The sequence below is a fragment of the Janthinobacterium sp. GL_088 genome (assembly GCF_057837845.1).
This window is the reverse complement of the sequence record NZ_CM174453.1, coordinates 5122408-5146905: the sequence shown is the minus strand read 5'-3', so window position 1 is coordinate 5146905 and position 24498 is coordinate 5122408. Positions and strand designations below refer to the sequence as shown.

Here is a 24498-nt window from a genome sequence, read left to right as displayed (position 1 = left end):
GCCGCCAGCGCGTTCGCGCGCACACGGCTATCATGATTGTTTCATCCAGGGAGAACCATCATGAGCGACAGCATTTACGACATTCCCTTGCGCCGCATCAATGGCGAGCCCACCAGCCTGGACGCGTATCGCGGCAAGGTCGTGCTGGTGGTCAATGTCGCCTCCGCCTGCGGCCTGACGCCGCAGTACGAAGGCCTGGAAAAACTCTACGCCGACAAGCAGGCCGAGGGCCTGGTGGTGGCAGGTTTTCCCGCCAATGAATTCGGCGCGCAGGAGCCGGGCAGCAATGCCGAGATCGCCGACTTTTGCCGTGGCACGTTTGGCGTGCAATTTCCCATGTTTGAAAAAATCGTCGTCAAGGGCCCTGGCCAGCATCCGCTGTACCAGCGCCTGGTGCAAGAGCAGCCGCGGGCGCAGGAAAAGCCGGGCAGCGATTTCCGCGCCAAGCTGGCCGGCTACGGCATCACGCAGGAGCAGCCCAGCGACGTGCTGTGGAATTTCGAGAAGTTTTTGATCAGCAAGGACGGCAAGGTGGTGGGGCGTTTCGCGCCCGACACCACGGTCGATGATGCGCTGTTGCGCGAGGCCATCGCGCAACAGCTGCAGGCCTAAGCTTGGGCCTGGCTTAGTCGGATGCGTCCAGCACGGCCGGCTCCATCTCGCCGCTCACTTCCTGCAAGCCGCGCGCCAGGCTGGAAATGCTGGGGTTGTCGATGAAGACGCAGCGCTTGCCCGTGCGCTTGCAATAATCCTTGACGCGCCAGTAGGCGCTGTGGCTGATGCAGCCCGTCTGGCAAATCACCAGGTCGGCCGCCGCCAGGCTCGAGTCGAGCAGGTTGGCATTGTCTTCCAGGCCGCCGTCGTGGTGGGCAAACTGCGCGCCGACCCGTTCGATCAGGGCGCGGTAGGTGGCGACATTCCCGCTGCGTCCGCCCACGCACAAGACGCTTTGATCGACGAGGCGGATCGGCATTTTCAGCTTGCCGCCCGTCGGCACTTCCAGCTTCGGCGCCGGCGGCGGCGCGACCGCGCCTGGACGTGGCTGGGCCTGTTTCAATTCCACGATTTGCTGGCGCAATTCCTTTTCGCGCTCATCCATTTGCGCCAGGCGCTCGACCAGGCGCGTGCGCGATTCCAGCGCCGGGATGGCCGCCTGCAATTGCGCCAGTTCCGCGCGCAAGCCATCGATCACGCTATCCTTGCCTATGGCCTCGGCACGCGTGCGCAGCAGCACGGCTTCCTGGCGTTCCAGTTCGCCCGTCTTTTCCATCAGTGCGGCCTGGCTGCGTTGTTGCAGCTTGGCCAGTTCGTGCGTCAGGCGTGCATTTTCTTCCTGCAAGGCCGTAAACTTGCCCATGTCGGCGCGCACGCAGGCGCCGGCCTGGTGCTGGATCATGTGCAAGTCGCGGCACATCTGCTCTTCCAGCTCGGCATCGCAGCGCGGGTGCGTCAGACCGGCCCAGAAAGCGCCCGACACGTCGCCGTTGGCGACGGCCGTGCGCCACAGTTCGGCCACTTGCGCCGTCGTCTTGGCGCCGCGAAAGCGCAGGATCACGGGAGCGTAGCGGCGTTCGAGTTCCTTTTGCAGCGCTTCGGACAGGCGGTTGCGCGCGCCGCATTCCGTCACGGCACCCACGTGCACTTCGTAATCGTCGGCCAGCACGCGCCCGCCCGTCATCTTGCCCACCAGCTTGCGCAGGTATCCCAAGGGCAAGCCCACGCCGACCAGCGGGCAATGACAGGTATGCGACAGTTCCCACAGCCGGCGGCGGCGCGAAGCGAGTGCGGCCGTTTCGGCCCCGCCGCTGGAACAATTGCTGATGACGGGCAGGGACTGGTCTTTGTCACACATGGCGATATCCTGTTGGACGGTGGGGATGGAAAAGAAATTATTGCGGCAGGGGCGAGGCAGGGCGCTTGGCGCTCAGCATGCGTGCCAGGCGATCCAGCAAGGAGGTCCTGGGCGGCGCGGGCTTGTGCAGCGCCACCAGGGCGGCCCATTGCTGCGACAGTTGCTGGCACGTCGCTTGCAGCACGGGGCCCAGACCGGGCGAACTCGACAGTACTTGCAGATGGCGTTCGATGACACCGGCCAGTTTCTCGCAGGGACTGCCCGCATGGTAGTGCGACATCAGGTGCAGCACGGCCGACAGCAGCAATTCAGGCTGTTGGCCTTGCGGGGAGGGAAACATCGGGGAAGGTCGGTCGTTCGCCATCAAACACTCCTGTGCGGTGGTTTGGCTGGCTGCGCGCACGGGGCGCGACTGGCTGGCGAGTGTGGTGACTGGCTGCCGTGCTGCTTCAGGCAGTCAGGATCAGCTTGTTCAACTGGGTGACGCGCAGGCGATAGATCTTGCCGCTGTGCTCAATCTCCACTTCGCGACCCTGCTGCAGCAGCGCTTCGCTGGTGATGCGGCGCGCCGGCTGGGTCATGCTGACGGGAGGGCGGACGTGGGCGGTAGCGGCATCCTGGATCAAGGCTGGTTTTGAGCTTTGCATGTTGGGCTTTCTTTATCTCAGTTGAGAATGATTCGTATTTGCATTATTGTTGAATGTGGCCCGAAAAGCAAGGCTTATTTGTGCGGAATCCGCGCTTTTTTATGGTGACATGGCAGCGTGGATGATCGTGCTGCGCAAAGCTGGCCGCAGGAGCGGCGCGGGAGGCGGAGGCGGCAAAAAAGACCCGGCAAGGCGTTGTGCGCCTTGGCCGGGTCAAGCCTGTGCCAAGCTTGAGGAAATCGGGATGGCGCTAAATAGTAGCCAGCAATTGCGCCGAAGCGCTGGCGGCGGCGGTGGTGTCGGCCTTGAGCTTGGCGGCGGCCAGCTGCTTGGCGCGCGAGCGCGACGGCGGCAGGCGGCGCAGGGTTTTCAGGGCGTCCGGATCCTTGATGCCGATGGTGCGCTGGTCAACCGTGATCAGGCCGATTTCATTGAAGGCGGACAAGGTGCGGCTCACCGTTTCCAGGGTCAGGCCCAGATAGCTGCCGATTTCATGGCGCGTCATGCGCAGGTTGAACAGCTTGCTCGAATAGCCCATCTGCGCAAAGCGGTCGGCCAGCGAGACGAGGAAGCGGGCCACGCGGGCTTCGGCACTGAGGGCGCCCAGCATGCCGATCATGGCTTGCTCGCGCACCAGTTCGCGGCTCATCACGCCGTACATGACGTTTTCCAGTTCCAGGTGGACTCTGCCCAGCGCCGTCAGCTTCTTGAACGGCAGCAGGATCAGGTCGCAGTCGGACAGGGCCACCGCTTCCGAGGAGTAATGGCGCGAGTGGATGCCGTCGACGCCCAGCATGTCGCCCTTCATGGGAAAGCTGAGCACCTGCTCATTGCCGAATTCATCGATGAGCACGGTTTTCAGGAAGCCTGAATTGACGATGTACAGGGTGTCGAACGGCTGGCCGATCGTGTGCACGCGCTGGCCCGTCTTGAATTGCACGTGCTGGAACAGCAGTTCGTCGGCGGCGATGGTGCAGGCGCTGGAGATATGCAGCAGGTCGCACACCTCCTTCAGGTTCGACCAGAGCCGGCCCTGGCGCTGGCGCCCCGCTTCCATCGGAGAGGAGGGGGCCAGCGATGGTGAGGCGGCGCGGGTATCGGGCTTTTGCGTGGACAGCATGTTCATCTCCTGGTGACAGGTAGTTCAGAGTTGAATAACGGGGTGCGCGGGACGGCGGGCGGGCAAGGGCCGGCGGCGCGCGTTCAGGCAGGTAATGCTCAATTCGCTGAAGACTTGCTGTGTGATGAAATAACTTCCCAGCAACTTGATTACTGGTTTCAGTATGCCAACAACCGTATGCAATTAATATCAGCAGTGGCTGAATATGGCAGTAGGAGCTGTGGTAGATGTAGTAGGATTGTTCCTACAGTCGACGCGCGGGCGCGCGCCGCCGGACTTAGGTCTTGAAGGGGGAAAGCAGGCGGTGCGCGACGGCATACTGGACCATTTCCGACAGCGAACTCATACCCATTTTTTGCATGATGCGCGTCTTGTGCGTACTCACCGTTTTGACGCTCAGGTGCAGGTTGTTGGCAATTTCCGTGATCGACTTGCCTGCCACCAGCAGGGAAAAGACTTCGAATTCGCGGTCCGACAACTGTTTGTGCAGCAAGCTTTCATTCGGCATCATGATGTTGAGCACGAGTTGCTCCGCCACCTCGGCGCTGATATAGGGACGGCCCGACGCCACCTTGTGGATGGCGCCCACGAGCTGGGTGCCCGCGCTTTCCTTGGTCAGATAGCCTTGCGCGCCGGCGCGGATGGCGCGCACCGCATATTGTTCTTCCTCGTGCATGGTGAGGATCAGGATGGACAGCTTGGGCGCCTCGCTGCGGATTTGCCGGATCAGGTCGACGCCGCTGCGGCCCGGCATCGACAGGTCGAGCAGCAACAGGTCGAAGCCGCCCTGGCGCACATGGTTGAGGACTTCAAAACCGTCGATGGCTTCACCCACGATGTCGATATCCGGCGCGCCGTCAAGGATGCGCTTTAATCCTTCACGCATGATGGTGTGGTCGTCGGCAATCACAATACGTATCATAGGCGGGCAATCTGGTGGCGTGTAATCTGCTCTGTCCGTCACCGGACAATCAAATGTTAAGAAACGAGAAATGTTGTCATTTTAACTGAAGTGGCCGCACGTTTGCCTTTTTCTTGGTGCGCCGGCAACGGCGGCCTTCGTGGCCATGTGACCCCTTATTTTGCCGGGGGTTCCTTGATCAGCCTGTGCACGAGCACGGGCAGTTTCGAGTGCGACAGCACCTTGTTGGTCACGCTGCCCAGCAGTAACTGCCCCCAGCCGCTGCGGCCGTGCGAGCCCATGAAGATCAGGTCGCATTGCTGCAATTGCGCCACTTCCACGATTTTCAGGGCAGGGCTGTCGGAAAAGGCCGTCAAGCCCGTCGCCTGCAGACCCCGCTTGGCGGCCGCGTCGAGGATGGGCTGCCAGTGGTCGGCGCCCGCCTTGCGCATGGCGATGCGGTATTCCTCTTCGCTGGGATAGCTCGGTGGAATGATTTCGATGTACACCGGGTACTGGTACTCGGGCGCCACGTACACGGCAAGGATGTCGGCGTGCATCTGTTCGGCAAAGGCAACGCCGGCACAGGCCGTCAAGTTGGAGACGGTGGAGCCGTCCGTGGCGATCAGAATTTTCTTATACATGGCAGGTCCTTTGGCAGTGACTCAGCGCGCGCAACGCCTCTTATTGTAGACGTGGCGGCAGCATTGTATTCATGTAAAGACTTGATAATTATCAATACTACTGCACCTTCAGTATAGACAACATTGGCAGAAAGATCGTGTTTAGCTGCAACGATGGCCGTGCGAGGCTGTTGCGCAGGCGCCCGGAGGCAGGATTTGTCATGTCGCGCGTGGTCTTGCACGCACGCCAATGGTAGTATTTCAAAATACAACAGCAGGAACACTTATTTCCTGGCGGAAAAGCTCTTGTGGACCCGCTTTGCACCAGGAAGCGCGTTTTGAGATTTACCAACAGGGCGGCGCCCTGCTACACTCGCACCATCGCAGCGGTATTGCCTCAAATCATCTTAATCGAGAAATTGTGGGTATCAGTCTGTAAAACGCACAGTTCAGGCGGAATTTTGACAAATTATGGAGAAGCAGGGATATGACCAACGCCGCTGATGATTTCGATGCATTATTCGATGAAGTATCCGCGCAAAGCGCGGCCGCAGCCACGCCGGCACCCGCCGCCGCGCCCGCTCCTGCCGTGATCGCGGATGATGATTTTGACGCGCTGTTCGACTCCGTGTCGGCCAGCGCCGCCGTCCCGGCAGCCGCAGCGGCGCCGGTGGCTGCCGCGCCAGCCGCTGCGCAAGCGGCCGCCGTGGCCAGCGCCGACGCGCATGGCGAGGCGGCAGATCCTGTCGACCAGTCCGACAAGCCGATGTTCGAGCGCCTGGGCGGCATCGTGCGCCTGCTGCACGATTCGCTGCGCGAACTGGGCTACGACAAAGCGTTGACGGAAGCGTCGTCACAGATCGTCGATGCCCAGGACCGCCTCGAATATGTCGCCACCCTGACGGAGCAGGCCGCCAACAAGGTACTGAATACGCTCGACGAAGGCATGCCGGCGCAAGACGTGTTGTCGAAGAAAGCCAAGGACATGGACGGCCGCTGGACAGCCTTGTTCGACGGCAAGCTGAGCCTGGAAGAATTCAAGGCTCTGGCCGGCGATTCGCGCCAGTTCGCGCAAGCCGTTGCCGAAGCGACGGAAGCGGAAAAAGCACGCTTGCTGGAAATCATGATGGCCCAGGACTTCCAGGACATCACGGGCCAGCTGATCAAAAAAGTGGTCAACATCACCAAGACGGTGGAGCACGAGCTGGCTCAGCTGCTGCGCGACAACGCGCCGGCCGAAGTGCGCGAGAAACTCGCACAGAAGCAGGACGCGCCGCTGATGCAGGGCCCGTCCGTGCCGTCGGTGGCGCTGGACCAGGATAATGTAGACGACCTTCTTGCGGATTTGGGATTCTAATGGACGATATGCTCAAGGATTTCGTCGTTGAGGCGATGGATCTTGCGGTTAATGTTGAAGAGCACTTATTACGCCTCGAGCGTGATCCTGACAACAAGGAAACACTGAATGCCGTGTTTCGTTCCTTCCACACCATCAAGGGTGGCGCCGGCTTCATGGGCTTGCCCGCGCTGGTGGCAGCCTGCCATCTGACGGAAAACCTGTTCGACGCCTTGCGCACTGGTGCCGCGCCCGTGACGCCGATCGCCATCGAGGCGGCGCTGCAAGCGTCCGGATTCGTGGCCGACCAGCTGACGGAGCTGGCGAATGGCGCCGCGCCGGAAAGCTTGCCGGCCATGCCAGAAGAGCTGGAACACATCCTGACGAACGCCATCGAAGGCAAGGGCATGGACGCGCCTGCGCCGGCCGCCGCCTTGGTGGCGGAAGTTGCCGTTGCCGAGGTTGTCGAAGTCGTCGTGGCCGCGCCTGCCGCCGCCGTTGCCACTGCCAGCGCCGATGGCCTGGACTGGGAAGGCATGTATAACGCCGTCGTGCCCGAGGGTAATCGCGTCGCAGCAGCGCCGGTGTCCGTCGTCGCCGCTGCGCCTGCCGCCGTGGTCGCCGCGCCTGCTGCTGCCGCTGCTGCCGCCAAACCGGTCGCCAAGGCCTGGGATGGCGCCGAACGCCGCGAAGAGCGTCCGGAAGTGCGCCATGCCGCGCCCGTCAAGGAAGACAGCATCCGCGTCGACGCCGTCAAGCTCGACGCCTTGCTGGAAGTGGCCGGCGAATCCGTGCAGGCCGCCAACCAGGCTGCCGTGCTGCTCGAGCGCTTGCTGCAATTCAAATTCGAAGGCCAGGCCGCCACCTTGATGGCGACCCTGGCGGAAACCCTGGAACGCGCTTCGCGTTACTCGACGGAACTGCAGCGGGCCACCCTGGCCACGCGCATGCAGCCTGTCGGCCGCCTGTTCCAGAAATTCCCGCGCCTGGTGCGCGAGCTGGCCAAGGATCTGGGCAAGGATGTCGAACTGACCATCGAAGGCGCGGAAACGGAAGTCGACCGCGTGGTGGTCGACAGCCTGTACGATCCGCTCGTGCACATGCTGCGCAACTCGCTCGACCATGGCGTCGAATCGCCGGAAGCGCGCCTGGCTGCCGGCAAGCCCGCCAAATCGTATATTTCGCTGAAAGCCTGGCAGGAAGCCAACAGTGTCATGATCGTGCTGCAGGATGATGGCAAGGGCATGGACCCGGCCTTCCTGCGCAGCAAGGCCCAGCAAAAGGGATTGATCAGCGAAAACGCGCAATTGAGCAACGACGAATGCTTCCAACTGGTGTTCCTGCCGGGCTTCTCGACCAAGGAAGTCGCGTCCAGCGTTTCCGGCCGTGGCGTGGGCATGGACGTGGTGAAAACGGCCGTGGAGAAAAACCGCGGCGCCATCCACATTGAATCGGCGCTGGGCAAGGGCACCAAGTTCGCCATCCGCCTGCCGATCGAACTGTCGATCGTGCCGACCATGCTTGTGTCGACCTCGGGCGCCGCGCTGGCGCTGCCGATGGCGGTGGTGCAGCGCGTCGTCGAATTGCCGGAAACTTTCATGGAAGTGGGCGGCGCGCCCGTGCTGAAAGACCAGGGACGTCCATTGCCCGTGCGCTCGCTGGCCGGCTCGCTGGGCTACGAATCGTGCAGCGAGCGCGTCGGCATCGTTGTCGCTGCGCCACAGCCGTACATCCTTGCCGTGGAAGCCGTCGATGGCACGGCCGACCTCGTGATCAAGCCGATGACGGCCATCACCGTGGAAGGCATCACGGGCACGGCCCGCTCGGCTGAAGGCGAACTGGTGCTGGTAGTCGGCCTGTCGTTCCTGATGGATGGTTGTCGAGGTAGCGTGCGTTTAGCTGCCTGACGTAAGTGTCGCTGTATTCTTTGGAAAGCCCGCCAGGTATGGCGGGCTTTTTTTATGGCGCCAGCGGTGTCAAATGTTGTTAGGGCGTAGCGTGCCGCCTTCCAGCCAGCGCTGCACGCGCACGATTTCCTGGGCGCGCCCCGCTTCGTCCTTCGGCGGCGGCAGGTAGATGTCGGGCATGATGCCGCCCAGGTCCACTTGCAGATGCGGCAGCCGGGCCGAGCGCGAGGTCGCGTATTGCAACTCGCGCACGCCGGAAGGCAGGGCGTGCAGGCGCAGGTTGGAATAGTCGAGCGCGCCTTCGCTGTTGCGGCCGATCAATTTGACATGAAAACTTTGCCGCGCCGCCAGCAGGAATTCCTCGCAGGAACTGGCGCACTCGCTGTCCATCAGCACGGCCACGCGTGCGGGCCGGCGCGGCTCCTGCGCGCTCACGCGGGCATAGCTGATGAGTTCGTCATTTTCCTGTGGCACGTAGTCGCCCGGCTTGACCGTGCGCATCTGTTTCACGGCCTGGGTCGCAAAGTCGATGCAGTCCTGGTCGCCGGGTGCCACCAGCGCGCAGATTTTTTCCTGGCTCGCGATATTGGCCGGCGTGGACAGCCATTCGGCGCCCACGCTGACCATCTCGTCTGAGCTGATCCATTGCAGCAGCGGCGCATACGTGCTGTCGCTGCCGCCGGCGTTGCGGCGCACGTCGATGATCCAGTTGGGACGCGCCGCCAGTACCGCGCGATGCGTATCGAGCAGGGCGGCCACGGCGGCGCGGTAGGGGTCGTGAAAGCTGGGCAGGCTCAGCAGCACCGTCGCGTCAGACAAGATTTGCAGCGCCGGCTCCTTCGACGGGGCTGCCTGGCTCGCCACGTTCGGCCTGGCTGGCGTCGGCTTGGCAATCTCTTGCACGCTGCCCGGCTTCACATACAAATGGCTCTTGCGCCACATGCCCAGATAGTTTCCCAGGATCGCGTTGCAAGCCTTGTCGTCGGCCGCGCTGGCCGCCGCCGTGGTGGCCGTGGCCAGCGCCAGGTCGAAGTAGGCCTGGCCCTTTTGCGCCAGGTGGGCGCGTGCGCCCGTATCATTTTCCAGCAGGAAGGGAGTAATCGCGCGCAAGTCCCGCACGCAGGTTTCTCCCGGCGCGGCGGCCAACGCATGCGTGTTGGCCAGGGTGAGGGCGGCCAGCGCCCAGAAGTGCAGTTTCATTCAGCTCCCCATCGGTTGTGGGCGCGTGCGCTTGCGCGCGCCGGTCATTATTGTCGAAATACAATACACGAAAGATTGAGTAAAAAATATCATTTTTTTGACCGCGCCGTGACTCGTTCGGCGGCCTGCGTGCGGACGGGGCCGGTATGCCGCCAGCAAGGCAATATCGGCAATTTTTCGCCCATATCCAACAAATGAGCCGAACTTTGTATCGCCAATCCCACGCTTTTGCCTGTTTCGGTTCTGTATTCCCCAATATATGGCATAATCCTTGTGGATCACCGTATGACCTGGTATCACTTGATCACTTAAACAGGCTGTGGCAACGCTGCATAAATCATGATGAAGACGCTTTACGACAAACTTTGGGAATCCCACGTTGTTCGGGCCGAAGATGATGGCACGACAATTCTGTACATCGACCGGCACCTGCTGCACGAAGTCACCAGCCCGCAAGCCTTCGATGGCCTCAGCGTGGCGGGCCGCCAGCCGTGGCGCATTTCCGCCAACCTGGCCGTGGCCGACCATAACGTGCCCACCACCAGCCGGGTCGACGGCATTGCCGACCCCGTTTCGCGCCTGCAGGTGGAAACGCTGGACAAGAACGCCAAGCACTACGGCTTGACCTACTTCAACATGAACGACAAGCGCCAGGGTATCGTGCATGTGATCGGCCCGGAACAGGGCGCGACCCTGCCCGGCATGACGGTCGTCTGCGGCGACTCGCACACGTCCACGCACGGCGCGTTCGGCGCGCTGGCGCACGGCATCGGCACGTCCGAAGTGGAACACGTGCTGGCCACGCAGACCTTGCTGCAAAAGAAATCCAAATCCATGCTGGTGCAGGTCGACGGCGCCTTGCCGGCCGGCGTGACAGCGAAAGATATCGTGCTGGCCATCATCGGCAAGATCGGCACGGCCGGCGGCACGGGCTACTGTATCGAGTTTGGCGGCTCGGCCATCCGCGCGCTGTCGATGGAAGGGCGCATGACGGTGTGCAACATGGCGATCGAGGCGGGCGCGCGCGCCGGCATCATCGGCGTGGACGACACCACCATCAATTACGTCAAGGGCCGTCCGTTTTCGCCGGCCGGTCCGCACTGGGAACGGGCCGTGACCTATTGGCGCACCCTGCATTCGGACCCGGGCGCCCGTTTCGACCTCGTCGTCACGCTCAACGCGCAAGAGATTCAACCGCAAGTGACATGGGGCACGTCGCCGGAAATGGTCATCGGCATCGATGGCCGCGTGCCAGATCCGGACAATGAAAAAGACAGCGTCAAGCGCGACGCCATCGAAAAAGCCCTGGTCTACATGGCCCTCAAACCGAACACGCCGATCACCGACGTACGTATCGACAAGGTTTTCATTGGTTCCTGCACCAATTCGCGCATCGAAGATTTGCGCGCGGCAGCCGCCGTGGTGCGCGGCAAGTACCGCGCCTCGAACGTGACCCTGGCGCTGGTCGTGCCCGGTTCCGGCCTCGTCAAGGATCAGGCCGAACGCGAAGGCCTGGACCGCATCTTCAAGGATGCCGGCTTCGAATGGCGCGAACCGGGTTGCTCCATGTGCCTGGCCATGAATGCGGACCGCCTGGAACCGGGCGAACGCTGTGCATCGACCTCGAACCGCAACTTCGAAGGCCGGCAAGGGCAGGGCGGCCGTACCCACCTGGTGTCGCCCGCGATGGCGGCCGCGGCGGGTATCGCTGGCCACTTTGTCGACGTGCGGGGCTTGCGATGACGGCAGGGACTGGCGCCGCTGGTTTACACTAGCGTTCCCAGTCCCTTACTTACTATCAAGAAATCATCATGAAAAAACTCTTCGCCCTCCTCATCGCCACCGTGATCCTGTCTGGCTGCAACACCGTCTCCGGCATCGGCCGCGATGTGCAGAAAGTCGGCCAGGTCGTCACTGGCGCCGGCGGAAAATAAACCGTGACGTGCCGGCGCCCAGCGCCGCGCGTCCTACCGAGTAGAAACAGCATGGATAAATTTACGATTTACGAAGGCCTGGTCGCTCCGCTGGACCGCGCCAACGTCGACACCGACGCGATTATCCCGAAGCAATTCCTGAAATCGATCCACCGCAGCGGCTTCGGCCCCAACCTGTTCGACGAATGGCGCTATCTCGACCATGGCGAACCGGGCCAGGACAACAGCCGCCGCCCGCTGAACCCGGAGTTCGTGCTCAACGAGCCGCGCTACCAGGGCGCCTCGATCTTGCTGACGCGCAAGAATTTCGGCTGCGGTTCCTCGCGCGAACACGCGCCGTGGGCACTCGATCAGTATGGCTTCCGCGCCATCATCGCGCCCTCGTTCGCCGACATCTTCTTCAATAATTGCTACAAGAACGGCTTGCTGCCCATCGTGCTGTCGGAAAGCCAGGTCGAGCACCTGTTCAATGAAGTCAAGGCGTTCCCCGGCTTCAAGCTGGTGGTGGACCTGGAGCAGCAATGCGTGCGCACCAGCAATGGTTCCGTGTCGTACCCGTTCGAGATCGACGCCTTCCGCAAATATTGCCTGATGAATGGCCTCGACGATATCGGCCTGACCTTGCGTCACGCCGACGATATCCGCGCCTTCGAAGAACGGCATCTGACTAATCAGCCTTGGCTGGCCAACGTTATCTAAAGATCATTCCATGAAAATTGCAATCTTACCCGGCGACGGCATCGGTCCTGAAATCGTCGCGCAAGCCGTCAAGGTCTTGAATGTGCTGGGCGAATCGTTCGAGCTGGAAACGGCGCCCGTGGGCGGCGCCGGCTATGCGGCCCATGGCCACCCGTTGCCGGAAGGCACGCTGGCGCTGGCGAAAGCGGCCGATGCCGTGCTGTTCGGCGCCGTGGGCGACTACCAGTACGACAACCTCGAGCGCCAGTTCCGTCCGGAACAGGCGATTTTGGGCTTGCGCAAGAACCTGGGTTTGTTCGCCAACCTGCGTCCGGCTATTTTGTATCCGGAACTGGCGGGCGCCTCGACCCTGAAGCCGGAAGTGGTGTCTGGCCTGGACATTTTGATTATCCGTGAATTGACGGGCGACATTTATTTTGGCCAGCCCCGTGGCGTGCGCGAGTGCCCGGACGGTCCGTTCAAGGGTCAGCGCGAAGGTTTTGACACCATGCGCTATGCGGAAGGCGAAATCCGCCGCATCGCCCATGTGGCTTTTCAGGCGGCACAAAAGCGCGACAAGCGCCTCACCAGCGTGGACAAGGCGAACGTGCTGGAAACCTTCCAGTTCTGGAAAGACATCGTCACCGACGTGCACAAGGAATACCCGGATGTTGCGCTTGATCATATGTATGTCGACAACGCGGCCATGCAACTGGTGCGGGCGCCAAAGAAATTCGACGTCATGGTGACGGGCAACATGTTCGGCGACATCTTGTCGGACGCTGCCGCCATGCTGACGGGTTCGATCGGCATGCTGCCGTCGGCCTCGCTGGACGCCAACAACAAGGGCCTGTACGAGCCATCGCACGGTTCGGCACCCGATATCGCGGGCAAGGGCATCGCCAATCCGCTGGCGACGATCTTGTCGGCCGCCATGATGCTGCGCTATTCGCTGAACCGCGAAGAGCAGGCAAACCGCATCGAGGCAGCCGTCAAGCAAGTGCTGGCGCAGGGTTTGCGCACGGCCGATATCCACGAAGCGGGCACGACTTTGGTCGGTACTGAGGCGATGGGTGATGCAGTTGTAAAAGCACTGGGATAAAATAGTCTAATGACGGCAGTCGCCGTCTCATCTTGAGGAATGGTAATGAAATTAGTTGGCTTGGTAGGTTGGCGCGGTATGGTCGGTTCGGTCCTGATGCAACGCATGCAGGAAGAGGGCGATTTCGCCCACATCGAACCGGTGTTTTTCACCACCTCGAACACGGGCGGCGCGGCGCCGGCCATGGCGAAGAATGAAACCATCCTCAAGGATGCCAACAACATCGCCGAACTGTCCAAGTGCGACATCATCATTTCCTGCCAGGGCGGCGACTACACGAGCGCCGTCTTCCCGCAGCTGCGCGCAGCGGGCTGGAATGGCTACTGGATCGATGCGGCCTCGACCTTGCGCATGGAAAAAGACGCCGTCATCGTGCTCGACCCCGTCAACCTGCACGTCATCAAGGATGCGCTGGGCAAGGGCGTCAAGAACTACATCGGCGGCAATTGCACCGTATCGTGCATGATGATGGGCCTGGGCGGCCTGTTCCAGCACGATTTGATCGACTGGATGACGTCGATGACCTACCAGGCGGCATCGGGCGGCGGCGCGCAGCACATGCGCGAACTGCTGACGCAATTTGGCACCATCAACGGTTCCGTCAAGGCGCTGCTGGACAACCCCGCTTCCGCCATCCTGGAAATCGACCGCCAGGTGCTGGCCACCCAGCACGGCTATTCCCCGGATGAAATCAAGCAATTCGGCGCGCCGCTGGCCGGCAACCTGATCCCGTGGATCGACAAGGACCTGGGCAACGGCCAGTCGAAGGAAGAGTGGAAAGCGGGCGCGGAAACGAACAAGATCCTGGGCCGCGGCATCGACTTCGGCACCAAGGAAATCCCTGTGGACGGCCTGTGCGTGCGCATCGGCGCCATGCGCTGCCATTCGCAAGCCTTGACCATCAAGCTGAAAAAAGACGTGCCGCTCGATGAAATCAACGACATCATCGCCAGCAACAATCAGTGGGTGAAATTCGTGCCGAACACGCGCGAAGCGTCCGTGCGCGACCTGTCGCCGGCGGCCGTCACGGGCAGCCTGACGATCCCCGTCGGCCGCGTGCGCAAGATGAGCATGGGCGGCGAATATCTGTCCGCCTTCACCGTGGGCGACCAGTTGCTGTGGGGCGCGGCCGAGCCGCTGCGCCGCATGCTGCGTATTTTGCTGGACGCGTAAGCGCCACAAATTGCTGATCCAGATCAAGCCGGGGCTGTTTTCCCGGCTTTTTTTTCGTCCTGGGCCCGTCAAGGCTCAACCATGCGGAGCTTGCATAGCTCTGGGCATGATGATATGTTGATACCTCTGGAAAAGTAACAGTTTTCCCATGTCAACTAAGATGCCGCCAACTATGCCTGTACACACTCGTCCCCGGGTCGCCTCCCTTGCCATTCAAACACTCAGCAGCGCTGTCGCCTGTGCGGTGTTATTGTCACCGGCGGTATCCGCAGCCGAGCTGGGCAAGATCACGGTGCTGTCCGCCGCCGGCCAGCCGCTGCGCGCCGAGGTCGAATTATCGGCCGTCAAGCCAGGCGAGGCGACCAGCCTGCTGGCCAAGCTGGCGCCGCCTGACGCCTACCGCCAAGCCAACGTGGAATTCAATCCTGCCCTGAATGCGCTGACGTTTGCCGTGGAAAACCGCAACGGCAAGTCCTTCATCCGCATCAGTTCGGCGCAACCGGTAGCCGAGCCCATGGTCGACCTGCTGCTGGAACTGAGCAGCAAGAGCGGCCGCCAGGTGCGCGAGTATGCATTCGTGCTCGACACGCCGGAAGCGCGCCAGACGCGCGGCGCGCAAGTGACAGCGCCAGTCGAGCCGGGCAAGGCCAAGCCGGCCGCCGCCTCTGCCGCTGCCGAGACTGCGCCGCCGGCCGCGAAAAAGGCGGCAGGTGAATACAAGGTCAAGGCGGGCGACACCCTGAGCCGCATCGCCAGCGAACTGAAACCATCTGGCGTCTCGCTCGACATGATGCTCGTCGCCCTGTACCGCGCCAATCCCGACGCCTTCAAGGGCGAGAACATGAACCGCATGCAGGCCGGGCGCATCCTGGCCGTGCCGGGTGCGGACACCGTGCGCGCCACCGGCGCGGCCGAAGCGAAGGGCATCGTGACGGCGCACGCCATCGATTTCGACGCCTACCGCAACAAACTGGCCGGCCAGGTGTCGCAAAGCAAGCCAGCCAAGGCCGCGCAAGCGACGCAAAGCACGGCCGGCAAGATCGGCCCGACGAAGGTGCAGGAAAAACCGACGGCCGTGAGCGAATCGCAAGACAAGCTGAAGCTGTCGAAGGCGGAGCCGGCGGCCAAGTCGGCCGGCAAGAGCGCCGTCGCCAGCGAAGAAGACAAGATCGCCAAGGCGAAACAGGTCGATGAAGCGGCTGCCCGCGTCAAGGAGCTGGAAAAGAACGTCAGCGACCTGGAAAAGCTGATGGCGGTCAAGAGCAAGGCCATGGCCGACAAGAGCGCGCCGGCACCTGCCAAGCCGGCCGAGGCCGCTGCCAGCGCATCGGTTAGCGCGCCTGCCAGCGCCGTTGCCAGCGCACCGGCCGAAGCCCTGCCACCCGTGCCGAAGGCGAAACCGGTGCCGCTGGTGAAAAAACCATCGCCGCTGGAACCGACCTTTGCCGACAAGATCAACGACCACCTGGGCGCCATCGGCATCGGCCTGGCCGCGCTGCTGGCCGCCGTGGCCGCGCTGGTGATCGCGCGCCGCCGCAAGGAGACGCCGCCGCCCGCCGAAGCTATCGCTCCCGTGCTGGAGCCGGAAGCGCCAGTGGCGCCGCCGACGACCGGCCTGGCGCCGGAAGACCAGCAGTCCGAAGCGAGCAACCACCTGTTCGGCACGGGTGCGGCCGCTGCCGGAGTGGCCGCCGCAGCGGGCGCCAGCATGCTCGACGCGAATGAAACGGACCCGGTCGCCGAAGCGGACGTGTATATCGCCTACGGCCGCGATGGCCAGGCGGAAGATATCCTCAAGGAAGCCTTGCGCATCCATCCGGAGCGCCATGCCGCCCGTTTGAAGTTGCTGGAAATCTATTCGGCCCGCAACGACGTGCGCGCGTTTGACGACCAGGCCAGCGAGCTGTACAGCCTGACGCGTGGCCAGGGCGAAGAGTGGCCGCAGGCGGCCGCGCTGGGTCTGGCGCTCGATCCCACCAACCCCCTGTATGGCGATACGGAAGACGACGCCGTTGTCAGCCTGAGCAAGGCTGCCGGCGACGACTTGCACGGCCAGAGCATGGATTTGCCTGACGAGCCGTCAGCGCCGCTGGCTGACCTGGCGCCAGCCGAGCCGCTATCCGCCGTGGCGGCCCGCGATCCGCTCGACTTTGACCTCGACAGCCTCGATTTCGAGCCCGTCTCCACCAGCGATCCGATCGTCATGCCGGGGCCGGACAGCAAGCCGGTCTCCGCCGCGCACGATGCGCAGTATGACGCCAGCATGGATTTCGGCCTGGACCTGGAGCCGCCAGCCGGCCCCGTGAATGGCGTGGGCGCCGGCTTGACGCCGTTGCCTGATCCGTTGAAGGATGTCGATCTGGCCCATTTTGACCTCGACGAACCGGTGGCAGCCGCTGCCGCGCCGGTGGCGGCGGCCGAGCCTTCGCTCGACAGCCTGTTTGAAGATGCGCAAACGCCCGCCACCTTGCCGGAAGCCATACCGCCGGCACAGGAATTCGACCTGTCCGGCATCGACCTGGACCTGAACGACGGCAAGACGGCCAGCGTGGGCGTGGACGACCCGCTGTCGGCCATCCACATGGAAATGGATACCAAGCTGGACCTGGCAATCGCTTACCAGGAAATCGGCGACAAGGAAGGCGCGCGCGAGCTGATCGATGAGGTCATCAAGGGTGGCAGCGAAGAGCAGGTGAAGAAGGCGAATACCATGCGCGCTTTGCTCAGCTAAGCTAAGCGTCGATACGACGTCCATGGCTGCGTTGCACGGTCTCGCCGTACTATTCGTACTGTCTTCGACCGTGCGCCTTGCCCTGAACGCCGTCTCGCTCGCTTAGGGCGATACGGCGCACCGGGGCTGCTGCGCCGGTATAATGCTTCGATGCAAAATATTACGACAGCAACGCCATTCAAGCGTATCGTCCTCGGCCTGCAGTACGACGGCACGGCCTGGCACGGATACCAGAAGCAGGAAGACGGGCAAACGGTGCAGGACCAGCTGGAAAATGCGCTGGAGCAGTTCGCCCGCGTGCGCCTGGCCACCACTTGCGCCGGCCGCACGGATACGGGCGTGCATGCGCTCGAGCAAGTCGTGCATTTCGATACGGACCTGAACCGTGACGTGCATTCGTGGGTGCGCGGCGTCAACGCCTTCCTGCCGAAATCCATCGCCGTGCGCTGGGCCAAGGAACTCGAAGGTGATCCGACGGTCAATGACTTCTTCCACGCCCGTTTCAGCGCCCGCGCGCGCACCTATCATTATGTGTTGTACAACAACGCTACCCGTTCGCCGCTGGTAGAAGGGCGTGCCGGCTTCTTTTTCCGGCCGCTGGACGTGGAACTGATGCGGCAAGCCGTGCAGCCGCTGCTGGGCTGGCACGATTTCACGGCCTTCCGCGCCGCGCAATGCCAGGCCAAATCGCCTGTCAAGCTCATGCATGACATCCGCATCGAGCGGCGCGGCGATTGCGTCATCTTTACCATTACGGCCAATGCCTTCCTGCACCACATGGTGCGCAACCTCGTCGGTTCGCTCGTCTACATCGGCACGGGACGGGAAAAGCCGGAATGGCTGGGGCATCTGCTGGAAAGCAAGGACCGCCACGCGGCCGCGCCCACCTTCATGCCGGACGGCCTGTACCTGGCACAGATCGATTACGATCCGAAATGGGCATTGCCGCAGGACAGCAGCAGCGCTTTGCCCTGGTTTTGATCTGCATCAAATCAAGTAAAGGATTGCCATGCCTCGCACACGCATCAAGATTTGCGGCCTGACCCGCGTTGAAGACATCCAGGCCGTCGTGGCGGCCGGCGCCGACGCCATCGGCTTCGTGTTCTATCCGAAAAGTCCCCGCTACGTCACGCCCGAACAGGCAGCTGCCCTGATCGCCGCCGTGCCGCCCTACGTGACGACGGTGGGCCTGTTCGTCAACGCCACGGTGGAAGAGGTGCGGGCAACGAAGGCCGTGGCGCCTTTATCCCTGCTGCAATTTCATGGCGACGAGACGCCGGAACATAGCGCCGCGCTCGCTGGCGCCGTGAATACGCCGTTTACGCAAGTGTTCCGCGTCAAACCCGACACCTCCTTTGAAGATTTGCTAGAATACGAACAGCGCTATCGCGCCGCCAGTCCCTTGTTTTCGAGTCTCTTGCTCGATACCTATGTGGATGCCTATGGCGGTGCAGGAAAGGTATTTGATTGGTCCCTCATTCCAAAAGAACTCGCGCCTCGGGTCGTTTTAAGTGGTGGCTTGAGCGTACAAAACGCGACTGACGCAGTGGTGCGCGTGCGCCCTTACGCCGTCGACATCAGCAGTGGTGTCGAAGCGTCCAAGGGCATCAAGGACGCGTCCCGTGTCCGCGCGTTTATCGCCGCGGTGCAGGATGCTGATGCCATCATTGCCAGAGGAAACAACCATGAATGACCGTACCACAGCGCCCGGCGCAGCCGCCGCATTGTTCCACGCCACCGATTACCCGTTTCCCGACCTGCGTGGCCACTTCGGCCCGTACGGCGGCTCCTTCGTTGCCGAAACGCTCACCCACGCACTGGCCGAGCTGAAGGATGCCTACGCCCGCTACAGCGTCGATCCGGAATTCCTCGAAGAATTCCGCTACGAGCTGAAACACTTCGTCGGCCGTCCCTCGCCGATCTACCACGCCAAGCGCTGGTCCGAAATGGCCGGCGGCGCGCAAATCTATTTCAAGCGCGAAGACTTGAACCACACGGGCGCGCACAAGATCAATAACGTCATCGGCCAGGCCCTGCTGGCCAAGCGCATGGGCAAGCCGCGCATCATCGCCGAGACGGGCGCCGGCCAGCACGGCGTGGCCACGGCCACCATCTGCGCCCGCTTCGGTCTCGAATGCGTGGTCTACATGGGCAGCGAAGACGTCAAGCGCCAGGCGCAGAACGTGTACCGCATGAAACTGCTGGGCGCGACCGTCGTGCCTGTCGAATCCGGTTCCAAGACCCTCAAGGATGCGCTGAACGAAGCCATGCGCGACTGGGTCACGAATATCGAAAACACCTTTTACATCATCGGCACCGTGGCCGGCCCCCATCCGTATCCGATGATGGTGCGCGACTTCCAGTCCGTGATCGGCGAGGAATGCCTGGTGCAGATGCCGGAAATGACGGGCCGCCAGCCCGACTACGTGCTGGCCTGCATCGGTGGCGGCTCGAACGCCATGGGCATTTTTTACCCGTACATCGACCAGAAGGATGTGAAATTGATCGGCGTGGAAGCGGCCGGCGAAGGATTGGACACGGGCAAGCACTCGGCGTCGCTGACGGCCGGTTTCCCGGGCGTGCTGCACGGCAATCGCACCTATCTGCTGCAGGATGAAAATGGCCAGATCATCGAGACGCATTCCGTCTCGGCCGGTCTCGACTATCCGGGCGTGGGCCCGGAACACGCGTGGCTGAAAGATTCGGGCCGCGCGCAGTATGTGTCCATCACGGATGACGAGGCATTGCAGGCCTTCCACGACTGCTGCCATATCGAAGGCATCATCCCGGCCCTGGAATCGTCGCACGCACTGGCCTACGCGGCCAAGCTGGCGGCCACCTTGCCGAAAGACCAGATCGTGCTGGCCAACCTGTCGGGCCGTGGCGACAAGGACATGCATACGGTGGCGGAGCGCATGGGATTGAATTTCAGTTAAGCAACTGACAATTCCAAGCAGGTCGGGTTGGCGCGAGCGCGTAACCCGACATTTCTCACCGATAACACGAAAGCATCCCATGTCCCGTATCGCCACCACCTTTGCCAATTTAAAATCCAACAACAAGACCGGCCTGGTCACGTTCATTACCGCCGGCGACCCCGGCCCTGACGCCACCGTGCCCCTGATGCACGCGCTCGTCGAGGGCGGTGCCGACATACTGGAACTCGGCGTGCCGTTTTCCGACCCCATGGCCGAAGGCCCCGTCATCCAGCGCGCCTGCGAACGGGCCTTGAAATTCAATGTCGGCATCCATGACGTGTTCGGCTATGTGCGCCAGTTCCGTGAAACGAACCAGACGACGCCCGTGGTGCTGATGGGCTATGCCAACCCGATCGAGCGCATCGGCAGCGCCGCTTTTATTGATGCAGCGCAAGCGGCCGGCGCGGATGGCGCCATCGTCGTCGACTATCCGCCGGAGGAGTGCGAGGAATTCGCGGCCGCCATGCGCGCAGCAGGCCTCGACCTGATCTTCCTGCTGGCGCCCACCTCGACCGAAGAGCGCATCGCGCAAGTGGCCAAGGTTGGCGGCGGCTTCAGCTATTATGTGTCGCTGAAAGGCGTCACGGGCGCCGGCAACATTGATACGGAACAGGTGGCAGAGCGCCTCGCGGCCATCCGCCAGCATGTAAAATTGCCTATCGGCGTGGGCTTCGGCATCCGCGATGGCGCCACGGCCAAGGCCGTGGCCAAGGTGGCCGATGCCGTCGTGATCGGCAGCCGCATCATCCAGGAGATAGAAAATGCCCCGGAAGGTGGCGCCGTCGACGCCGTGCGCAGCTTTACGGCAGGCATCCGCGCCGCACTGGATGCGTGAGCAAGCTTGTTGTTTACGCAAGCTCGGGTGGCGGCAAAGTTCGACAGCCCGGCGATAAACGGCTACACTTCGGCCACTGATTTGCCTGTTATTGTGCAATAGATAAAATTTTTGGTGGCGCCCTGCGGGGCGTTGCCGTTTACCGTCTGCCGGGGGCGTCCACCGACGCTACCCCTACAAGGGCCCAAGGAGAAAATATGAGTTGGTTGGAAAAACTGCTGCCACCGCGCATCCAGCGTTCGGACGCCGCCGCGCGCAAGACCATGCCGGAAGGCCTGTGGGTCAAGTGCCCGTCGTGCGAAGCCGTGCTGTACCGTACGGACCTGGAATCGAATTTGCACGTGTGCCCGAAATGCGACCACCACATGCGCATCCGCGCGCGTGAACGCCTCGACAGCCTGCTCGACGCGGGCGGCCGCTATGAAATCGGCCAGGAAATCCTGCCTGTCGACACCTTGAAATTCAAGGACAGCAAGAAATACCCGGACCGCCTGAAGTCCGCCATGGAAGCGACGGGCGAGACGGATGCGATGGTCGTCATGGGCGGCGCCATCATGAGCCTGCCGGTGGTCGTGGCGTGCTTCGAATTCGAATTCATGGGCGGCTCCATGGGCTCCGTCGTGGGCGAGCGCTTCGTGCGCGGCGCGCAGATCGCGCTGGAACAGAAAGTGCCGTTCATTTGCATCACCGCCACCGGTGGCGCGCGCATGCAGGAAGGCTTGCTGTCGCTGATGCAGATGGCCAAGACCACGGCCATGCTGACCAAGCTGTCGGAAAAGAAATTGCCATTCATCAGCGTGCTGACCGACCCGACCATGGGCGGCGTGTCCGCCTCGTTCGCCTTCATGGGCGACGTGGTCATCGCCGAGCCGAAAGCGCTGATCGGCTTTGCCGGCCCGCGCGTGATTGAAAACACCGTGCGCGAAAAACTGCCGGAAGGCTTCCAGCGCGCCGAGTTCCTCGTCACCAAGGGCGCCGTCGACATGATCGTCGACCGCCGCAAGATGCGCGAAGAAATCGCTCGTCTGCTGGCCTTGTTGCAAAACCAGGCTGTCGAAGTCTTGGCGTAATCCGCCAACGTAACAGGCCGGGCGGCGTCCGCAGGACACGCCCGGTTGCCACGCTACACCGTCTGCGCGCCGCGCGCACTGTCTCCTCATCAAGAAGTCTCCCATGCACAACCTCCCCACCACCTTGCCGGACTGGCTCGCCATGCTGGAAACCCGCCATTCGGAAACCCAGATCAACATGGGCCTGGACCGCGTGCAAGCCGTCAAGGCGCGCATGCAACTGGCTTTTACCTGCCCCGTGATCATGGTGGCGGGCACGAATGGCAAGGGTTCCACCTGCGCCATGCTGGAATCCGTGCTGTTGCGTGCCGGCTACAAAGTGGGGCTGTACATCAAACCGCACTTTCTCGATTTTAACGAGCGCGCCCGTGTGTTGGGCGAGATGGCCAGCGACGAACAACTCGTCGCCAGCTTCAACTCTGTTGAAGCCGTGCGTGGCGACACGCCGCTGACGTATTTCGAATTCACCACCCTGGCGATTTTGCACCTGCTGTCGCAGGCCAAGCTGGACGTGGCCATCCTGGAAGTGGGCCTGGGCGGGCGTCTGGACGCGGTCAACGTGATCGACGCCGACGTGGCCATCGTCACCAGCGTCGATATCGACCACACGGATTACCTGGGCGACACGCGCGAAGCGATCGGCTTTGAAAAGGCCGGTATCTTCCGTCCGGGCAAGGCGGCCATCTGCAGCGACCCCGTGCCGCCGCAGTCGCTGATCGACCATGCGACCGCCATCGGCGCCGACCTGTGGCTGATGGGCCGCGATTTCAATTATTCGGGCGACAAGCAGCAGTGGAACTACGGCGGGCGCGAGCAGCGCCGCAATTCGCTGGCTTACCCGAGCTTGCGCGGCGCCAACCAGATCCTGAATGCGACGGCCGTGCTGGCCGCGCTGGAAGTGCTGAAGCTGAAACTGCCCGTGGGTGCGCAGGAAGTGCGCACGGGCCTGGTGACGGTGGAACTGCCGGGCCGCTTCCAGGTCTTGCCTGGCCGACCCAGCGTGATCCTCGACGTGGCGCACAACCCCCACGCGGCCTCGGCGCTGAACCAGAACCTGGGCAATATGGGTTTCCACCCGTACACCTATGCCGTGTTCGGCTCCATGCTGGACAAGGATATCGATGGCGTATTGGCCGCGATGAGCGAACATGTCGACCACTGGTGCCTGACGGGCCTGCCTTCGCCGCGCGCGGCCACGGCTTCCGAGCTGGCCGCCAAGGTACAGATCATGCTGGAAGACAAGCCTGACAGCAGCGAACATACTGTGTCTATTTTCGATGATCCGGCACAAGCTTTTGCAAATGCAATGAGCCGGGCCGGTGAGAATGATAGAATTGTGGTCTTTGGTTCTTTCCTCACCGTTGCCGGCGTGATGAAGGCCCGAAAATCCTCACTTCACTGAAACGCACTCGACTGAAAATCACGCATGGGCTTGTTCTCGAAACTGTTTAAAAACAAGCAAGAATCCTCTGGCGAAGACAGCGGCTTTTATGTCCCTGGCGAAGCACAGTCGCCGACCCGCAAGCGCGCAGCCAACACCTCCGGTGGTGGCGGATCGCGCCGTGGCGGCAAGGAAGCGCCGGATCCGGTCTTGCCTGAAAAAAAACGCGCACGCCGCCGCCTGGTCGGGGCCATTGCCCTGGCCCTGGGCGTGGCTGTCGGCTTGCCGATGCTGCTCGATTCCGAGCCGAAGGCGCCCTTCAACGATATCGCCATCGACATTCCGTCGAAGGAAAAGGCTGTGGCGCCTGCGCCTGCGCCCGTGCCTGCTGTTCCGGCCCAGGCCGCATCGAATGGTCTGGACCAGTCCGAGGAAATTGTCGACGCGCCGCTGCCGCCTGCGGCCAAGCCGACGCCGACGCCAGCACCCGTGCTGGCCGCCGCCCAGCCTGCACCGGTCAAGCCTGCCTATGTGGAACCGAAGCCCGAGCCCAAGCCTGAGCCCAAGCCTGTCAAGGTGGAGCCGAAGCCGGAAGCCAAGCACGAACCCAAGCCTGAGCCGAAACACGAGCCAAAGCCCGAGCCCAAGCATGAGGTAAAACCGGAAGCGAAGCCCGAGACTAAGCCTGCCAAGCCGGCGCAATCGGCCGACGATGCCGCGCGTGCGCTGGCTATCCTGGAAGGCAAGCCGCAAGAGAAAGCACAAGACAAGGCTCACGACGCCGGCAGCGGCAAGTTCGTGGTGCAGGTGGCGGCCCTGGCAACGCAGGACAAGGTTGACGAATTGCAGGACAAGCTGCGCGAAGCAGGCATCAAGTCGTACACGCAGAAAGTCTCCAGCCCGGCGGGCGAGCGCATCCGTGTAAGAGTTGGCCCGTTCGGCAGTCGCGAAGATGCCGAAAAGACCCGCGCCAAGCTGCAGAAGCTGGGCCTGGGCGGCAGCCTGGTACCGGCGTGATGTTGCAAGGCTG

23 protein-coding genes are annotated in these 24498 nt (G+C 62.5%); 16 read left to right on the top strand and 7 right to left on the bottom strand.

The window, feature by feature from the left end:
* Positions 1–60 precede the first annotated feature (60 nt).
* Entirely contained in the window at positions 61–612 is a 552-nt protein-coding gene (locus tag AC3IQ7_RS22935; protein ID WP_099379137.1) for a glutathione peroxidase, read from the top strand.
* 13 nt (positions 613–625) lie between these two features.
* Here the strand turns inward: AC3IQ7_RS22935 and AC3IQ7_RS22930 are convergent, their stop codons facing one another.
* The 6 genes from AC3IQ7_RS22930 to AC3IQ7_RS22905 all read right to left on the bottom strand — a co-directional run bounded on the left by AC3IQ7_RS22930 (position 626) and on the right by AC3IQ7_RS22905 (position 5164).
* Positions 626–1852, bottom strand: a complete 1227-nt coding sequence (locus AC3IQ7_RS22930; protein ID WP_489207402.1) for a DUF2325 domain-containing protein — start codon at positions 1850–1852, stop codon at positions 626–628.
* A 37-nt stretch (positions 1853–1889) separates the two neighbouring features.
* A complete protein-coding gene (locus tag AC3IQ7_RS22925) occupies positions 1890–2216 on the bottom strand; it encodes a hypothetical protein (RefSeq protein ID WP_099379139.1) in 327 nt (108 codons plus the stop codon).
* Between the two features lie 85 nt (positions 2217–2301).
* Complete coding sequence (gene hemP, locus AC3IQ7_RS22920; protein ID WP_436478554.1) at positions 2302–2499, bottom strand: hemin uptake protein HemP; 198 nt, start codon at positions 2497–2499, stop codon at positions 2302–2304.
* A gap of 250 nt (positions 2500–2749) precedes the next feature.
* A complete protein-coding gene (locus tag AC3IQ7_RS22915) occupies positions 2750–3556 on the bottom strand; it encodes a Crp/Fnr family transcriptional regulator (RefSeq protein ID WP_035821063.1) in 807 nt (268 codons plus the stop codon).
* A 340-nt stretch (positions 3557–3896) separates the two neighbouring features.
* On the bottom strand, positions 3897–4541 hold the full coding sequence (locus AC3IQ7_RS22910; RefSeq protein WP_034783426.1) for a response regulator: 645 nt from the start codon (positions 4539–4541) through the stop codon (positions 3897–3899).
* A 155-nt stretch (positions 4542–4696) separates the two neighbouring features.
* Positions 4697–5164, bottom strand: a complete 468-nt coding sequence (locus AC3IQ7_RS22905; protein ID WP_070260284.1) for a universal stress protein — start codon at positions 5162–5164, stop codon at positions 4697–4699.
* Positions 5165–5630: 466 nt separating this feature from the next.
* On the opposite strand from AC3IQ7_RS22905, the gene AC3IQ7_RS22900 reads away from it, so the two are divergent.
* Complete coding sequence (locus tag AC3IQ7_RS22900) at positions 5631–6500, top strand: protein phosphatase CheZ (protein WP_489207401.1); 870 nt, start codon at positions 5631–5633, stop codon at positions 6498–6500.
* Positions 6500–8386, top strand: a complete 1887-nt coding sequence (locus tag AC3IQ7_RS22895) for a chemotaxis protein CheA (protein WP_489207400.1) — start codon at positions 6500–6502, stop codon at positions 8384–8386. The genes AC3IQ7_RS22900 and AC3IQ7_RS22895 overlap by 1 nt, the downstream gene beginning before the upstream one ends.
* A gap of 69 nt (positions 8387–8455) precedes the next feature.
* Here AC3IQ7_RS22895 and AC3IQ7_RS22890 read toward each other — a convergent pair whose 3' ends face one another.
* Positions 8456–9586, bottom strand: coding sequence for a S41 family peptidase (locus AC3IQ7_RS22890; RefSeq protein ID WP_489207399.1), 1131 nt, complete (start codon positions 9584–9586; stop codon positions 8456–8458).
* Between the two features lie 339 nt (positions 9587–9925).
* Here AC3IQ7_RS22890 and leuC point away from each other — a divergent pair, with 339 nt between their 5' ends.
* The 13 genes from leuC (at position 9926) to AC3IQ7_RS22825 (ending at position 24485) form a co-directional block, all read left to right on the top strand.
* On the top strand, positions 9926–11329 hold the full coding sequence (gene leuC / locus AC3IQ7_RS22885; protein WP_099379143.1) for a 3-isopropylmalate dehydratase large subunit: 1404 nt from the start codon (positions 9926–9928) through the stop codon (positions 11327–11329).
* Positions 11330–11397: 68 nt separating this feature from the next.
* Entirely contained in the window at positions 11398–11520 is a 123-nt protein-coding gene (locus tag AC3IQ7_RS22880) for an entericidin A/B family lipoprotein (protein ID WP_010400408.1), read from the top strand.
* A gap of 51 nt (positions 11521–11571) precedes the next feature.
* On the top strand, positions 11572–12219 hold the full coding sequence (gene leuD, locus AC3IQ7_RS22875; protein WP_035821053.1) for a 3-isopropylmalate dehydratase small subunit: 648 nt from the start codon (positions 11572–11574) through the stop codon (positions 12217–12219).
* 10 nt (positions 12220–12229) lie between these two features.
* Positions 12230–13300, top strand: coding sequence for a 3-isopropylmalate dehydrogenase (leuB, locus tag AC3IQ7_RS22870; RefSeq protein WP_489207398.1), 1071 nt, complete (start codon positions 12230–12232; stop codon positions 13298–13300).
* Between the two features lie 45 nt (positions 13301–13345).
* Positions 13346–14473: an aspartate-semialdehyde dehydrogenase gene (gene asd / locus AC3IQ7_RS22865; protein WP_071653756.1), complete on the top strand. Its 1128-nt coding sequence runs from the start codon at positions 13346–13348 to the stop codon at positions 14471–14473.
* 250 nt (positions 14474–14723) lie between these two features.
* Positions 14724–17204, top strand: coding sequence for a motility hub landmark protein FimV (locus tag AC3IQ7_RS22860; RefSeq protein WP_489207397.1), 2481 nt, complete (start codon positions 14724–14726; stop codon positions 17202–17204).
* A gap of 150 nt (positions 17205–17354) precedes the next feature.
* Complete coding sequence (truA, locus tag AC3IQ7_RS22855) at positions 17355–18185, top strand: tRNA pseudouridine(38-40) synthase TruA (RefSeq protein ID WP_099379146.1); 831 nt, start codon at positions 17355–17357, stop codon at positions 18183–18185.
* 28 nt (positions 18186–18213) lie between these two features.
* Positions 18214–18897, top strand: coding sequence for a phosphoribosylanthranilate isomerase (locus tag AC3IQ7_RS22850; RefSeq protein ID WP_322428446.1), 684 nt, complete (start codon positions 18214–18216; stop codon positions 18895–18897).
* Complete coding sequence (gene trpB / locus AC3IQ7_RS22845; RefSeq protein ID WP_099379148.1) at positions 18890–20140, top strand: tryptophan synthase subunit beta; 1251 nt, start codon at positions 18890–18892, stop codon at positions 20138–20140. The genes AC3IQ7_RS22850 and trpB overlap by 8 nt, the downstream gene beginning before the upstream one ends.
* A gap of 79 nt (positions 20141–20219) precedes the next feature.
* Entirely contained in the window at positions 20220–21017 is a 798-nt protein-coding gene (trpA, locus tag AC3IQ7_RS22840) for a tryptophan synthase subunit alpha (RefSeq protein WP_489207396.1), read from the top strand.
* Positions 21018–21214: 197 nt separating this feature from the next.
* Positions 21215–22087, top strand: coding sequence for an acetyl-CoA carboxylase, carboxyltransferase subunit beta (gene accD / locus AC3IQ7_RS22835; protein WP_010400390.1), 873 nt, complete (start codon positions 21215–21217; stop codon positions 22085–22087).
* Positions 22088–22190: 103 nt separating this feature from the next.
* Positions 22191–23489: a bifunctional tetrahydrofolate synthase/dihydrofolate synthase gene (gene folC / locus AC3IQ7_RS22830; RefSeq protein ID WP_099379150.1), complete on the top strand. Its 1299-nt coding sequence runs from the start codon at positions 22191–22193 to the stop codon at positions 23487–23489.
* A 24-nt stretch (positions 23490–23513) separates the two neighbouring features.
* Positions 23514–24485, top strand: a complete 972-nt coding sequence (locus tag AC3IQ7_RS22825) for an SPOR domain-containing protein (protein WP_489207395.1) — start codon at positions 23514–23516, stop codon at positions 24483–24485.
* Positions 24486–24498: the final 13 nt, after the last annotated feature.